The 13,862-nt window shown below is 68.6% G+C and carries 11 protein-coding genes; 6 read left to right on the top strand and 5 right to left on the bottom strand.

The genetic code is table 11. From position 1 onward, the window contains the following. On the top strand, positions 1–1,356 hold the full coding sequence (locus ACFKCF_RS59295) for an IS701 family transposase (RefSeq protein WP_394506045.1): 1,356 nt from the start codon (positions 1–3) through the stop codon (positions 1,354–1,356). Between the two features lie 100 nt (positions 1,357–1,456). On the opposite strand, the gene ACFKCF_RS59290 is transcribed toward ACFKCF_RS59295, so the two are convergent. After that, entirely contained in the window at positions 1,457–2,584 is a 1,128-nt protein-coding gene (locus ACFKCF_RS59290) for a serine hydrolase domain-containing protein (RefSeq protein ID WP_394506077.1), read from the bottom strand. Between the two features lie 242 nt (positions 2,585–2,826). Between ACFKCF_RS59290 and ACFKCF_RS59285 the strand changes: the two genes are divergently transcribed. Beyond that, positions 2,827–3,657 (top strand): hypothetical protein, encoded by an 831-nt coding sequence (locus ACFKCF_RS59285; RefSeq protein ID WP_394506043.1) that lies wholly within the window; start codon positions 2,827–2,829, stop codon positions 3,655–3,657. 88 nt (positions 3,658–3,745) lie between these two features. Further along, complete coding sequence (locus ACFKCF_RS59280; RefSeq protein WP_394506041.1) at positions 3,746–4,375, top strand: winged helix-turn-helix transcriptional regulator; 630 nt, start codon at positions 3,746–3,748, stop codon at positions 4,373–4,375. Positions 4,376–4,860: 485 nt separating this feature from the next. On the opposite strand, the gene ACFKCF_RS59275 is transcribed toward ACFKCF_RS59280, so the two are convergent. From ACFKCF_RS59275 to fxlM, 4 genes are all read right to left on the bottom strand, one after another. Beyond that, entirely contained in the window at positions 4,861–5,187 is a 327-nt protein-coding gene (locus tag ACFKCF_RS59275) for a DegT/DnrJ/EryC1/StrS family aminotransferase (RefSeq protein ID WP_394506039.1), read from the bottom strand. A 96-nt stretch (positions 5,188–5,283) separates the two neighbouring features. Continuing rightward, the gene (locus ACFKCF_RS59270; protein ID WP_394506038.1) at positions 5,284–8,526 is read right to left on the bottom strand and encodes a hypothetical protein; all 3,243 of its coding nucleotides are present in this window, start codon (positions 8,524–8,526) and stop codon (positions 5,284–5,286) included. A gap of 540 nt (positions 8,527–9,066) precedes the next feature. Continuing rightward, positions 9,067–10,032: a hypothetical protein gene (locus tag ACFKCF_RS59265; RefSeq protein WP_394506036.1), complete on the bottom strand. Its 966-nt coding sequence runs from the start codon at positions 10,030–10,032 to the stop codon at positions 9,067–9,069. 18 nt (positions 10,033–10,050) lie between these two features. Further along, positions 10,051–11,706 carry a methyltransferase, FxLD system gene (gene fxlM / locus ACFKCF_RS59260; RefSeq protein ID WP_394506034.1) on the bottom strand — a complete coding sequence of 552 codons (1,656 nt, stop codon included), beginning with the start codon at positions 11,704–11,706 and terminating at the stop codon, positions 10,051–10,053. Positions 11,707–11,862: 156 nt separating this feature from the next. Here fxlM and ACFKCF_RS59255 point away from each other — a divergent pair, with 156 nt between their 5' ends. The 3 genes from ACFKCF_RS59255 (at position 11,863) to ACFKCF_RS59245 (ending at position 13,416) form a co-directional block, all read left to right on the top strand. After that, the gene (locus tag ACFKCF_RS59255) at positions 11,863–12,963 is read left to right on the top strand and encodes an integrase core domain-containing protein (RefSeq protein WP_394506032.1); all 1,101 of its coding nucleotides are present in this window, start codon (positions 11,863–11,865) and stop codon (positions 12,961–12,963) included. A 9-nt stretch (positions 12,964–12,972) separates the two neighbouring features. Continuing rightward, positions 12,973–13,188 (top strand): alpha/beta hydrolase, encoded by a 216-nt coding sequence (locus tag ACFKCF_RS59250; protein ID WP_394506030.1) that lies wholly within the window; start codon positions 12,973–12,975, stop codon positions 13,186–13,188. Between the two features lie 75 nt (positions 13,189–13,263). Beyond that, the gene (locus ACFKCF_RS59245; protein WP_394506028.1) at positions 13,264–13,416 is read left to right on the top strand and encodes a hypothetical protein; all 153 of its coding nucleotides are present in this window, start codon (positions 13,264–13,266) and stop codon (positions 13,414–13,416) included. Positions 13,417–13,862 lie beyond the last annotated feature (446 nt).

Below are 13,862 nucleotides of genomic sequence, written 5' to 3'. Positions count from 1 at the left end.
ATGTTCGCCCGCATCGAGCCGCGGCAGCAGGCCGCCAAGTACATCCGCGCGCTGATGTCTCACCTGCCCAAACGCAACGGGTGGACGATCGCCGAATGGGTGGGCGACCGCAGCCCGGACGCCACGCAGCGGCTGCTGAACCGCGCCAGCTGGGACACGGCAGGAGCGATGAGCGCCGTGCGCCGCTTCGCCGTCACCCGCCTGGACGCCGCAGCCCGCCCGGCATTCCTGACCGTGGGAGCACTGGATGAGACTGGCCAGGAGAAGAAGGGCACGGCGACGGCGGGCGTCAAACGCCAGCACATGGGCTGCGCGGGCGGCGTCGACAACGGCATCAACACCGTCCACCTGGCCTACGTCCGCGCCGGCACCGGGCACGCGCTGATCGGCGCGCGGCAATGGATCCCCGCCGAGCAGATCTGCGATCCCGTCAAGGCCATCACCACCGGCCTGCCGACGAACCTTGCCTTCGCCACCAAGGGCGAACTGGCCATCGGCCTGCTTCGCGATGCCTACGCCGACGGCGTGCGCCTGGACTTTGTAGCCGGCGACGAGGTCTACGGCGCCTGCCCGCACCTGCGCAGCTTCCTCGAAGAGCACAACCAGGGCTACGTGCTGCGCGTCCGCTCCGCCTTCGCCCTCGCCCTCGGAGCAGGCACCCGCCTGACCTGCGAACAGGCGGTAGCCAAGCACCTGAAGCAGAAGCGCAAGTGGACCATCCGCTCGGCCGGTGACGGCTCCAAGGGCGAGCGCATCTACGCCTGGGCCTGGATCGCCACCGCCAGCCTCACCCACTTCCTGCTGGTCCGCAAGCACCGCAGGACCGGAGAGCTGGCCCTCCACTACTGCTTCATCCCCGCAGGTCAGCCGACCACCCTGCCCCGCTTGATCGCCGCGGCCGGGCTGAGATGGCCGGTGGAGGAAAGTTTCGAGTTCGGCAAGGAGTTGTTCGGACTGGACCAGTCCCAGGTCCGCCTCTATGAGGCGATCCTGCGGCACACCGTGCTGGTCATGGCCGCCCTGGCCATCTGCGCGGTCAGCGCCGCAGCCGCTCGCCGCCGCACCGACACCCAAGCCTCGCCACCCACGAAACCCGACCAGGCCGCGCCCACAGACCCTGGGATGATCCCGCTGACCGTCGCCGCCATCAAGGACCTGTTCAACGCCGCTACCACGCACACAACGTCGCTGGAACACACCGCCCACTGGTCACTCTGGCGACGCCGCCACCAAGCACGCGCCCGCTGGTTCCACCAGCGCGCCCGCCTCGCCACCGCATACACCCAGCTCAGCGGCGGGGCGGACGAGGAGTGGGTGTGGACCTCAGGTATCCAGGAATTCATCCGCCGCGCCTGACCTGGCTGAGCGATCCTGCCTGTCTTTGTCGAACTTCGGAGAGATGCCCGGGCAGGTAGGAGATGCACCCGGCGTGAGATAGTCGTCGACGCGGAGAGCCTCAACCCGTCGGGCACAGGACGGCTTGGCCGGCTTTGATCATTTCGGGGATGATGGCGTCGTCGGTGGTGCTCCGCGTGACGGAGATCTCGAACTGCCGCCGGCCATCGGTCGAGTAAAGGATCAGTGTGGTGTAGCCGAGCCCCGAGCCGCCCTGCATGTTCAGGTTGTCTTCGCACTTTTCCGTGCCCTGCCGCGCGCTGCCCCTGCCATCGCCGCCGGCTGAGCCACCGGCGAGGACCTTCCGCAGCGACGCCGGCAGCAGCCTGCCCTGGTCGAAGGCCCGCTGGAAGGTGCTGACGTCACGCGTGGTCGAGACGACGTTGCCGGCGCCGAAGCCCCAGCTGGCGTTGGCGCGGTGCATGTCGCGCAGGGCGCCGGTGGAGTCAGCGTAATAGCCGTGCCCGTGCGGGCCCTTGATGCCCTCCGGGGGCTTGGTGAGCGCGTAGGTCCGGGTCATGCCGAGCGGGCGGAACAGGCGCCGGTCGAGTTCGTCGGCCAGGGTGTGACCTGTCACCTTCTCGATGATCCTGCCGATGAGGGTGTAGTTGGTGTTGGAGTAGGTGAACTTCTCACCCGGCTCGCCGGTGCGCGGCAAGCCGCGCGTCGTCTCCACGATGTCGATGGGCCGGTAGTAGGTGGTGAAGTCGAAGACGTCGAACGCCGGTTCGGTCGAGCCGCTCCGGGACCACCAGTCGGGGATGCCGGAGGTGTGCTGGATCAGTTGCTGGACGGTGATCTCGTCGGCTCGTTCCACCAGCCCGTCGGCGGCCACCTCCGGCAGCAGGCCGGCGAGTTTGTCGTCCAGGCCGAGCTTGTCCTTCTCGACGAGTTGGAGGAGCACGGTGGCCACCATCGCCTTGGTCTGTGAGCCGATGTAGAAGCGGGAGTCGGCCGGGATCGTGCCGCCTTTGCCGTTGAGCAGCCGCGACCCGGCGGTGCCCTTGCCGGCGGCCTTGCCGTCCACGTACGCGCCGCCGATCGCGCCCACGACGCCGGGCGTCTTGGCGAGCTTCTCCATGGCCTGCTGGGCGTCGCCGACCGCGGCGGCGACAGCGGCGCTGGCGGCCGTCGCGGGCGAGGCGGTGGCCAGCAGCAGGGCTGCCGCGGTCGCGGCGGCAACGGACATGTGCTTCACGACAACAACTCCTTCGAGGGGACGAAAAGGGGTCAACAAGGCGCACAAGCGGATCACGTGATGACCTGTCGTGCCGTCTCGCCGATGGACGCCACGGAGGCGTCGGAGATGCCAGGAATCACCATCAACAACACGCGTGACACGCCGCCAGGTCTCGCAGCACGCTCGGCAACTCGCCCGCCGGTCAACCGCAATCCACTGTCGACCAGCCATGTCGCCATCTTGTCCGCGCCGTGTCATGGTCAAGTCACGGTCGCAGTTGGCGACCAGGCCGAGAGCGCAACTTCGCTGGCGACCTCGGCATCGACACCACCGCGGCCCCGACCTTCGCCCGCCCGCCCCGCACGGGCAAGGGCCTGGCCTCCACCGGGATCACCGCCGGCTGGCAGTACTCGGCCAGCGACGGCCTCCCGCAGTTCGGCTACAGCGCCACCGTCGCCGCCCGCCCCCGCACCCTCACCGCAGCCTTCCCCCAGCTCGCCCTCGGCCTCGTGGTCGACACCCCGCACAAACGCATCGGCGCCAACGCCATCACCAACCTGGCCCCGCTGGCCGACCTCGGCCTGCCCGCCCGGTTCGCCGCAGTGGACCGCGCCTACACCGACCAAGCCGCCGACTACTTCGCCCGGCTCGCCCGCGCCCTGGGCTACCAACTCGTCCTGGACTACAAGCAAGACCAGCGCGGCATCCAGGGCAGCGCCCACGGCGCCCCACTCATCGACGGCACCCTCACCTGCCCACTGATTCCCGACCGGCTCGCGCAAGCCACCACCAGCCTGGACGACGCAGCCGTCCGCACCCCCGACGACGAGCTCAACGCCTTGATCGCCGCGCGGCAACCCTACTTTCTTCACCACAAGCAGGGCCCGAACGCCCACCACGCGATCCGACTCCAGTGCCCGGCCGCGGGCACCCCCCTCGGTGACCTGCCCCGCTTCGAGGTTCCACCACCGCCAAGACGGCCGACCGACCGTCGTCGATCTGACCGACGCCCGCCAGCGGGCCGCCCACCCCTCCGCCAAGCCCCGCATCCTGCCCCCGGTCCGCGACCAGCACCCCGATGACCAGCCCAAGATCTGCCGCCAGCAGTCCATCACCCTGCACCCCGACGACCTCGGCCACCTGGACAAGTTCCGCCAGGACCTGCCCTACGTGACCCCGACCTGGGCCGGCACCTACCGCGCCGTCCGCGCCAATACAGAAGGGATCAACGGCCGGCTCAAGGGCTTCGACCTCGACCTGGGCGAAGCCAAGAACCGACCCGCGCACGGCCGCGTCGCCCAAACGCTGCTCATCGCGCTCATCGTCACCGTCGCCAACGACCGCTTCCTCGACGCCTGGCGGCACACCCACCAGGCCAATCCCGCACCGAGCGACACCACAACCAAACTCGACGACCAAGACGCCGCCGACCCGCCGATCCCGACAGGGAAACCGCCACCAGGGCCTCAGGCCACAACCGGAACGTCAGCACGCAGCATCCCGCCAGCCGCAGGCTTCGCCATGCCCAGCGGCGCGATTCTCGTGCTCCTCCAGCGGCCAGAGAGCACCCGAGCCTTCCGCAGCACCAACCGCACGACCCCAAAGACGCCCGAACGCGACTCGGAACCCGACCTGATCCGGCTGTTCGACCTGGTTCACCGCGAGGTCTACCACCAGGTGCCGCCGAAGGTGGAGTACTCCCTGACCGACTTCGGCCAATCACTCAACACCGCTCTCATCCCACTGGGCGACTGGGGCGAGAAGCACATGCGAGCCATCAAAGCGCTTCCCCGCGGCTGAGCGACACGCAGGCGCAGACCTCGATGAGGTTGCCGTCGAACGGTTCGAGACCCTGGTCGCCGATAAGACGGGCAAGTAACACCACCCGCCTGAACACCTGCGCCACCGTGATCGTCCCGGCCCGTACACCGGCCAGCAGATCGCTGCGGGCCTTGCACGCCTCGGCGGGCCTTCACCAACGCCGCGGCCTGCCCAGCCGCCCAACGACGCGTTGCCGCAGCCGAAGACCACGTCTGCGGCAACGCGATCACCACGATCTAACCCATACCCCCACGCTGCACCGGGGTCTTCCGGCCAATCAGAGGCCACGACCCCTAAGCCCCGGGCCGTTCGACCCTGCTCCTCAGACTCGAATGGCAGGCCCGTCGACGGCGCGCGAACTCGCGCCAGACAGCGCTGCTACTTCTCACCGACATTTCTTCGCCCCAGCACCGTGAGCGCTGTCAGAACTCACCGACAAGTGCTGCTACTCGTCACCGACGAAATCAAACGGGGCCTGGCGAGGACGGGCCACGCAACCCGGTCCAGGTGAAGACGTCCGTCATTGGCACGGTGTCCCAGGCGCGCAGCCGAAGCTCCAGCTGTTGCGGCAGTTCTCTGAATGATGATCCGGCGTGTCCCCGGCTCACCGTGGCGGTTGGCAGCAGCACCTCGTCTCCTGCGGTGACGCCGCAGGAGACGAGGACGGTGCGCAGGGCAGCTGTGTTGGAGGGGACGGCGACCGCATGGCCGACGCCGTACGCGGGCCACCGGGCGGCGATGATAGCCAAGATCGTCGTCGGGCCTGCGGCACCAGAGGCGGACGTCGTCACGGGCGGCCGTCCACCATGCGGCCGGCCATGGACGAACGGGGTCGCCCGCCGGTTTCCGCATGGTCGCCCGCGACCCCGTTCGTCGCGCCGCCGCCGTCACCGGGCGGGCTCGCACCCGACGTATCGAGAGTCGGTTGTGTAGGTGGTGGCCAGGCACACGGATCGGATGAGCTCTCCGCTGTCGAGGCGCCACAGGACGACACGCTGGTCAACGGCGCCGGCCAAGGTGCTCCCGTCCGGAGAGAACGCGAGGGCATCGACCCCCTCGAGCAAGCGGAGGCCGTCCGGATGGCGAAGCTGCTGGAGCCGCTGGCCCGTGGCGGTGTTCCAGACTCGCACGCCGTCGCGGGTGTCGGCCGCCACGAACCTCGCGTCCGGCGAGAACGCCACCGCGCGGAACTCGCTGCCTGCCTCATCGCGGATCGATCGAATCTCGGTGCCGTTGACGGTGTCCAGGAAGAGCATGCGATCCCAGCCGGCGACGGCTATGACCGAGCCTTGCGGAGAGATCGTCGCCGTACGGGGCCAGTCCAAATCCTCCCTGCTCCAGATGCGGTGGCGGGAGGCCGCGTCCCAGAACACCCCAGTGCGGTCGTTGGTGGTGAAGACAGTCGTCCGGCCGGAGGAATGGCCGATCGCGAGCACGTCGCCCTCCTGATCGCTGAGGCTCAGCACAGCGTGGCCCGTCGTCGTGTCCCAGACGCGGACGGACGTCCGGGACCCGGCGGCGAGTGTCCTGCCGTCCGGGGAGAACACGATGCGGTGATCTTCACCGTCCAGGTCCCACCGGTGTCGAAGGATGCCGGTCGCGATTTCCCAGACGCGCACGGTTCCGTCGTCGCCGGCACTGGCCAGCATGGCACCGTCACGGGTGTACACCACCGACCTCACCTCGTCGGCGTGCCCGGTGAGAGTACGGACGACAGCCCCCGTGGCGCTGTCGAGGATCCGTATCTTGTGGTCGCTGCCGGCGGCGGCGATGGTGGCGCCGTCAGGCGCGAACGCGACTGTCACAATGCCGTCCCTGAACGCGGGCAGGCCGAGAAACGGCTTCTGCCGGACGGCGATCGTCGCGGCCAGGCACCCTGCAGCCAGGCCGGCCGCGACGAGCACGAGGAACGCAGGGCGAAGCCATCGGGAAAGCCGCGACTCAGCGAGCCGGCGGTGGTAGAGGCTCTTGAGGTAGTCCTGGATCACGGCGTGGCGGAACTGGTAGACGGCACCGGCCTGCCGCAGGACCTGCCGTTCCACCGCCTTGTCGAGCAGCTTCTGGAAGCGTACGCGGCGGCCGTGCCTGATCCAGAGGAGGTACTCCGCGACCAGGATGGCCGACGAAGGGCTTTGCGCGAGCGATTCCATGAGGGCGATCGTGAAGCCGCCGCCGAGCCCCACCACGAGCATCAGCCAGGTGGCGAAGCGCATTTCAGGACTGAGAGCCGTCCAGGACCAGGGCATGTAGCGCAGCAGGACCACGCCGAGCGCGGCTCCGGCGAAGCAGAGCACGATGACGTGGGCGCCGTTGACCGCCTTGGCCGACCCGTAGGTCCGGGCCGGGGTCGTCACCGTCGTGGAGTCGGTGAGCGGGCGGGTGCAGATGCTCGTGAACAGTTGCCCGGCCACGCCGAAGATCGCGGCCGCCAGCGCGACCGCCGCGCCGGCGGCGATTCCGTAGACGATCCGTTCTCCGACTTCTTGCCCGAGCTCCACGAAGCCGAACACCATGGTCGAGACCAGGGCGGCCGCTATGCCGATCAGGGTTCGATCCCAGGCGGTCTGGCAGGTGGTGAGGAAGTCACGGAATCGGGGACGGCGGAAGGAAAGCGTGCGCGGGCCCATCGGCTCCATGCGCGTGCTCGATCCGGACCAGTGCGTGGACGACGGTTCGTCCTCGGAGGGCAGGGCGCCGACGCTGTTGGCCTTGGCATCATCGGTCACGAGCAGGTAGACGACGACGCCGATGATCACTGCGAGCACCCAGCCGCTGTTGACGGCGGAGCCGAGGGCCCCTTCCGTCTCGGCCCCGAAGGCGAACACGGCCGTGAACACGGCGGCCAGGCCGACACCGGCTCCGGCCGCCACCCCGTACACCAGGCCGTACGCCCGCGCCGGCAACCACGCGGGGATACGCCACCAGGCCACATCGCGCCGGCCGCCAAGGTGGCGGGCGATCCAGGTCAACCAGTCCAACGCGTCGTTCCTGGCCGGCTCGTCCAGGTACGCCTGGTGGAGGAAGCAGGCGATCAAGTGCTGGAGCAAGGCCTCGGACGACGGGAAGCGGTTCTTCGCGATCAACGTGGTGGGGTCGCCGTTCTGCGTGTACGCCTGCCGAGCCAGGGCGAGAGCCAGCGGCGTGGTCAACGTCGTCGCGGCCACCGAATGAGGATGGTCGCGAACGTGCGCGGCGACCTGCTGCCATTGCCGGCGGCGTGCCCCGGCCAGCCCGGTGACCAGGAACTCCTCGATCGCATCCAGATCAGGGGAAGGGAGCTCGACGACAACGGCCAGACTCAGCTGGCCGCTTCCCAGAGCCGCCGCGTACTCCTCGCGGCGGCTGGTCAGCACGACCCGCAATCCCGCCGCCTGGCTGTCGATCGCCAGCAGGGCGGGGCCGCGCAGGCGCGCCGGCAGCTCGTCGAAACCGTCGAGGAACAGCGCTATCCGCTCCCGGCGCAGCAGTTCGGCGACCACCTGAACGCCGTCGACGCCGGGAATGGCCGTCCAGTGGTCACGAGCGATCGTGGCTGCGGCCCACTCCAGCAGGGGCGTGCGGGGATTCCACCCGCCCACCGAGAGCAGCACCGGCACCGCCTCGTCCGCGCCCTCCTTCCGGGCCGCGAGGATGTCGAGGAGCAGCACGAGCATCGCCCCGGTCTTGCCGGCTCCGGATGCTCCGAGGACGACGATCCGCGTCTCCGTGGGCAGCGCGTCGTACAACGCCGGCTTGAACTCCTGGACGGCACCCGAGGTGGGCAGGTCGGCGGCGAAGCGGCGGAAGTCATCGGGCGGGGCGGCCACGTCCTCATCGGCCCACCTCCACCGCATCGAGACCGGTGCGACGCCGCGGCGGATCCCTTGCAGCTGGGCCTGCTCGCGCCAGCTCCGCAGCATCTCCGTCGCGAGCCTGTCGATGGCTGTCCGCTCCTGCTCCGGGCTGAGCGGGGCGAGCGGCAGAACCGTGGGATCCTCAGCCCTGGGCCGCTGACCGCGCAGCGCGGCGAGAGCCGCGAAGAACGCGGCTATCCCGACGAAGGCCCCCACCACATTGGAGTTTCCGACGACGCCTGTGTCAGCGGGCGGCCCGGCGACCACCCATACGACGGCGACGGCCGATAAGAGCACGCATATGATCAGGAGTGCCGCGCGGGCGAGAACCCTCACAGCTGCCCAGTGTGCCAGCAGGAAGCCCGGATTTCGACGCGGCCAACGCCGGCCGTGTACGGCAGTGGCTGGGAACGCAGCGACGACTGGAGGTCGGATCATGTGGCGTGCCGGTCTCAGTCGTGCGTACACCGTGGTTGTTACTCCCATGTCAGGACCAGTGCCAGAGCCGGTCAAAGAAGGCGGGCATCTTCTCCGACTGCCACGGATCGCTGCTCTGTTGGGTCGGCTCGCTGAAGCGTGGCGAATAGCCAAGCGATCCAGGGCCAGCGCGGCGTACCTCCTGTCGGGGCCGTGCCGTAGTAGCCGCCGTCAGTGCTGGGAGGGATGTCCATCGCGTGTTGCGGTGCCCTGTGAGGGGCCATCCTGGCTGAGCAGCGCCCGCAACCGGTCTTCGGCGTGACCTACAGCCGCGGCCAGAGCGTGCTCATAGAACTGGGGAGACGCCCGACTCCAAGCCCTGCAGCGGTGATCACGGCGCCGAGGTTCTGCTGCTGCCGGTCAGTCATGTGGGAGCGCATCCCCTGATGGCCGAGGACGTCGCGGGCGGCGTAGGCGTCGGTGGAAGCCACCTCGACAAGCGCTGCGCCCAGACGGGAGGCAGATGACGGGGATTGGCCAGCGGTCAGGTCGCGCGCGGTCAGACCAAGTCGGACCCGGAAAGCCGCCGTCATCGGTTCGTGTTGGGTGATCAGAGGCAGCGCCTTCTGGACGACATGGTCCAGTTCGTCCGGTGGGGTAGGTGTGTCGGGCGGGCGGCAGGCGATGCGCAAACAGCGCCGCGACGGTATGCTCCCACGGTTCCGCAGGGACGGTGGCGTCGATCATGGCGGCGGCCTCGCCGGGGAGTCCCTGTTCCATTAGCGCCATGATCTTGAGTTGGCGTCCGTCGAGCAGCCGTTCGCCGATGCCGCGGTGGGCGGCCATGGCGTCGGCGGCCTCACTCCAGCGGCCTTGATGGGCGAGGGCTCGGGCCCCGTCGACAAGCAGGGCAATCCACAGCTCCGTGCAGACCGCGCGGTGGTCGTCGCGGTTGTGGATCAGGGGCGTCAGGTCGACGTCGTGGCCGTGGATCACGGTGGCGCTGCGCTGCTGGGCGGCGCGATAGAGCTGGTCGAGCACCTCGTAGGCGGCTTTGCCGTCGCCCTTGCGGATCAGCAACCGGGAGATGTTGATCAGCGGCATCAACGACATGACCGCAATCTCCCCGTCGAGGCTCCCGCTCTCGGCGAAGATCTTGTGCTGTCTCCAGCACAGGTCTGCGGCCAAGCCGGGCAGCCCGGCGTCGGAAGCGATGAGCGCGGAGATGTTGAGGACCCCGCAGGCGCGGGCCACCAGGTCGTGGTGGCCGGCGCCTGCGGGGTCGATGGTCAGCGCGGTGAGATCGGCGATGCGCGCTGCCAAGGGCTTGCCGGGCGGTTTGGTACGGCAGACCAGCGGGATGCGGGCGGCGATCGCAGGGTTCATCACGACGCTGCGTCCCTTCTACGGCCAGTCGATGACGAGCCGGCTCGCGGGCTTGTCGATGATGAAGCGAGGGTCGGCCGCCTTGAGCTGGTCACGGCTGTCGCCGGTGGCCATGCGGAAGCCAGGGGCGGGAGCGTGGTTGCCGTAGTCGCGGTCCCACTCCTCGATCGCGGTGGCGACCTGCTCGGCGAGGACGCCGGCGCGTGGGCCGTGGCCGATGACGCCGATGGCCCAGAAGCGTCCCTCGGCGTCCTCTCCTTCGCGGATGGTCAGGTAGGCCAGGGTGTCGCCGTCGAGCGCGGCCATCGAACCCCACGCGAAGTGAGGGGTGAACCCGGCCCGTTGGCCGGGCATCCGAGACAGCCCGTTCGGCAGGACGCATGCCAGCCACAGATACACCCACTGCCATGGGTCGCCTTGCCGGAACTTCACCCCGGTATAGACGGGGCGGGCCGGGGCGTCCAGGATCGTCCGCATCGCCTCGCGGTCGACGAGCTGCTCGCTGAAGGTCTCCAGGTGGACATCGCCTTCCCCGGCTATTTGGACGCGCGTGTAGATGTCGTCGCAGATGCCCTTGCGCAGCGGCACGAAGGTCGCCATCTCGCAGGACACGGTCTTCCAGGTGTCGCCGTCGCGCTCGAAGGCGAAGGATCGGGAGATGCTGCCGCGGATGCGCATGGGGATGACCAGGCGGCCGTCGGGGGTGAGCTGGTCGAGCACCTTGGTGGGGATGTCGCCGGCGCCCACGGTGAACTGGATGCGGTCGAAGGGGGCGTTCTCCGGCAGCCCGGCCGCGCCGTCGCCGAGTACGGCGGTCACGTTGTCGGCTCCGGCGGCTGCCAGGTGTGTGCGGGCGGTGTCGACGAGGTCCTGATCGACGTCGATCGTCCACACGCGGCCGGTCGGAGTGACCAGGTGGCCGAGGAGTGCGGCGTTGTAGCCGGTGGCTGCCCCGGCCTCCAGGATGTTGTGGCCGGGGCGGGCGCCTACCTGCTCCAGTTGGGTGGCGACGATGGATGGTGCGGAGATGCAGGAGATCATCTCGCCGCCGGTGTCGTGCTTGATCGGCACGGCGTCGTCGACGTAGGCGGTCTCGACGTCAGCGTCGGGGATGAACGTGTGGCGCTCGACCGTGCCGAAGGCGTCGATGATCTCTGGGGTGCGCAGGTGGCCGGAGTCGATGTACTTGGCCACCATGGCCTCGCGCAGCTTGGTGGGGTCGACGGTGGTGCTGATGGCGGTCTCCATCCTGGTGAAGGTAGGGGTTACTGGTGAGGACCGGCTGGTAGAGGCGGCCGCCGGTCCGGTATCGCCGAAGGCGGTCTGCCAGCCGAGCCACGCCGCGGCGGCCTGCTCGGCCACGGGTGTGTTGTTCCGGTTGAACGCGAAGATCGCGTGGTGGGCGAGGACGGCGCGCAGACCGCGCTTTAGGTGCCCCTCCTTCGCGAGGCGGGCGAGGTGGCGGCCGGCGTCCTCGAACGCGGTCACGCGCTCGACCCAGCCCGGTTCGGGGTGGGGACGCTTGGCGGCGTCGGCGTTCATGAGGCGCCGCATCGTGGTGATCGCCGCCGCGCGGCGGGCCTGGGCGGGCGGGTCGATCGGCGGGCGGAGGTCGCCGATCTTCGCCCATACGTCGCCGACCTCGAACGGGTCAAGCCCGGCTGCCCGGTACATCGAGGACAGGAGCAGGATGCACCGTTCTCTGCTGTCGGGGCTGTGCGCCTGCCGATAATTACATCCGCCCAGGTCATAACCTCGCAAAGGCTTCGCGTGGCGGCGCGAGCTCCGGCCACCCAGGAGACGGAACCAAGTGCGGCATGATGATCGGCCGTGCTCCTTCGCCTGGCCTACCTCGCCGTCATGAACACGTTCGCCGCACTGCGGTTGCTGCCTATGGGCGATCGGGACAAGGACGTGGAGATACTTGCCCTGCGTCACCAGATCACCGTCCTCGAGCGCCAACTCGGCGCCGACACCAGAGTCAGATTCGCACCCGAGGACCGAGCCTTTCTCGCCGCCCTGCTGACCTCGCTGCCCCGCGCGATCCTGCGCCGACTGCGGCTCCTCGTCCAGCCGGACACCGTCCTGCGCTGGCACCGCGATTTGATGAAACGACGTCACGCGCGTACCTGTCGGCCGAAGCGGCCCGGGCGCCCGCCCATGGTGCGCTCCATCCGTGCCCTCATCCTGCGTCTGGTCCGGGAGAACCCCGGCTGGGGCTATCGGCGGGTTCACGGAGAACTCACCACGCTCGGCATCAAGGTCGCACCGTCCACGGTGTGGGAGATCCTCAAGCAGGAAGGTTTCGATCCAGCGCCTGAGCGAGCGTCCAGCACGTGGGCCGACTTCCTTCGGTCGCAAGCCGACGCCCTGCTGGCCTGCGATTTCATCGAGACCGTCACCTTGAACGGGCAACGACAGTACATCCTGGCGGTCATCGAGCATGCCACCAGGCATGTCCGTGTGCTCGGCACCACCGCGCACCCGAGCGTGAGCTGGGTCACCCAGGCGATCAGGAATCTGGTGATGGACCTGGACGATGCGGGCTGCCGGGCGCGCTATCTGATCCGAGACAGGGATGGGAAGTTCCCAGCCCTCATGGACGAGATCCTCGCAGATGCCAGCATCAAGACCGTGCTCACCGGTATCCGGATGCCGCGGATGAACTCGATCATGGAGCGGTGGGTGCAGTCGTGTCGCCACGAGCTTCTCGACCGCTGCCTCGTATGGAACGAACGCCATCTGCGGCACGCCCTGCGCGAGTACGAACGGTTCTACAACCAGCACCGAGCCCATCAAGCCCTGGACCAAGCAGCGCCACTGCGCACCGTCCCTGATCCGATCACGGATCCAGAGCGAATCACCGACCTGAATGTACGCCGACGAGACCGGCTCGGCGGCGTCCTCCACGAGTACACACATGCCGCTTGACCTGCATGGATGGAATTTTCGGCAGGCGCAGTGCCGACCCTCATCATCCAGGGGGACGATGACCAGATCGTCCCCCTGGACGGCTCCGGGCGACTGTCCGCCCAGATCGTCAAGGACGCCACCCTGAAGATCTACCCGGGTGCCCCGCACGGCCTGGCCAACACCATCGCCTATAGAGACCCTCTCAACGCCGACCTCCTCGACTTTCTGCGCGGCAAACTTTGACGTCCTGATCCGAAAAGCGGACAGTGACGGGACAGGCGGCAGCGAACCTTGGCCCGCGGTGGTGGGCCAGGGTTGTTGATCGGCGTGGTGGTCAGCTTCCACGACACCCGCATCAAGCCTGACCGCAAGAAACGCACCCACGTCCGCCGGCTCGAAGCCCTCGGCTTAATCCGGCCTGGGGATACCGTCGAGTGCATGGTGAACTGGCCCGGCTCGGCTATCGCGTGAGAGAAGCGACCGTGCAGCGGATCCTCCGGGGCCGGCGAGTCGGCCCAGCTGGAAGGGGGTCGCTGTGCAGTCCGGGCGACTCCAGGACACACAACGAACACCATCTTCGGCACGCCCTGCGCGAGTACGAACGCTTCTACAACCAGCACCGAGCACATCAAGCCCTGAACCAAGCAGCCCCACTGCGTCCCACCCCGGACCCGACCACAGACCCCGAACGAATCATCGACCTGAACATACGCCGACGAGACCGACTCGGCGGCGTCCTCCACGAGTACTCACATGCGGCTTGAACTGCATGGATGGAGTTTTCGGCAGGCGCACAGTTGGGGCGAGCCTGACGTGGCCACCGAAGCTGAGACCCGCCTGTATGGGCGCGCCACCGCCTGGGCTTGGGATCGGCTGCACCCGCGGTTGACCCGCCGTGCGGCCTGGGCCGATTCGGC

This window comes from Nonomuraea sp. JJY05 (assembly GCF_043496855.1).
In the GTDB taxonomy this organism is placed as follows: Bacteria; Actinomycetota; Actinomycetes; order Streptosporangiales; family Streptosporangiaceae; genus Nonomuraea.
Note: the sequence above shows the minus strand (reverse complement) of the source record. Positions and strands in the feature narration are given on the sequence as shown.

What these genes read in the sequence shown, in the direction of transcription:
- ACFKCF_RS59250 (WP_394506030.1), top strand. Translation starts at nt 12,973, where the DNA reads ATGGAATTTTCGGCAGGCGCAGTGCCGACCCTCATCATCCAGGGGGAC.
- ACFKCF_RS59295 (WP_394506045.1), top strand. Translation starts at nt 1, where the DNA reads ATGTTCGCCCGCATCGAGCCGCGGCAGCAGGCCGCCAAGTACATCCGC.
- ACFKCF_RS59290 (WP_394506077.1), bottom strand. Translation starts at nt 2,584, where the DNA reads ATGTCCGTTGCCGCCGCGACCGCGGCAGCCCTGCTGCTGGCCACCGCC.
- fxlM (WP_394506034.1), bottom strand. Translation starts at nt 11,706, where the DNA reads ATGTACCGGGCAGCCGGGCTTGACCCGTTCGAGGTCGGCGACGTATGG.
- ACFKCF_RS59265 (WP_394506036.1), bottom strand. Translation starts at nt 10,032, where the DNA reads ATGAACCCTGCGATCGCCGCCCGCATCCCGCTGGTCTGCCGTACCAAA.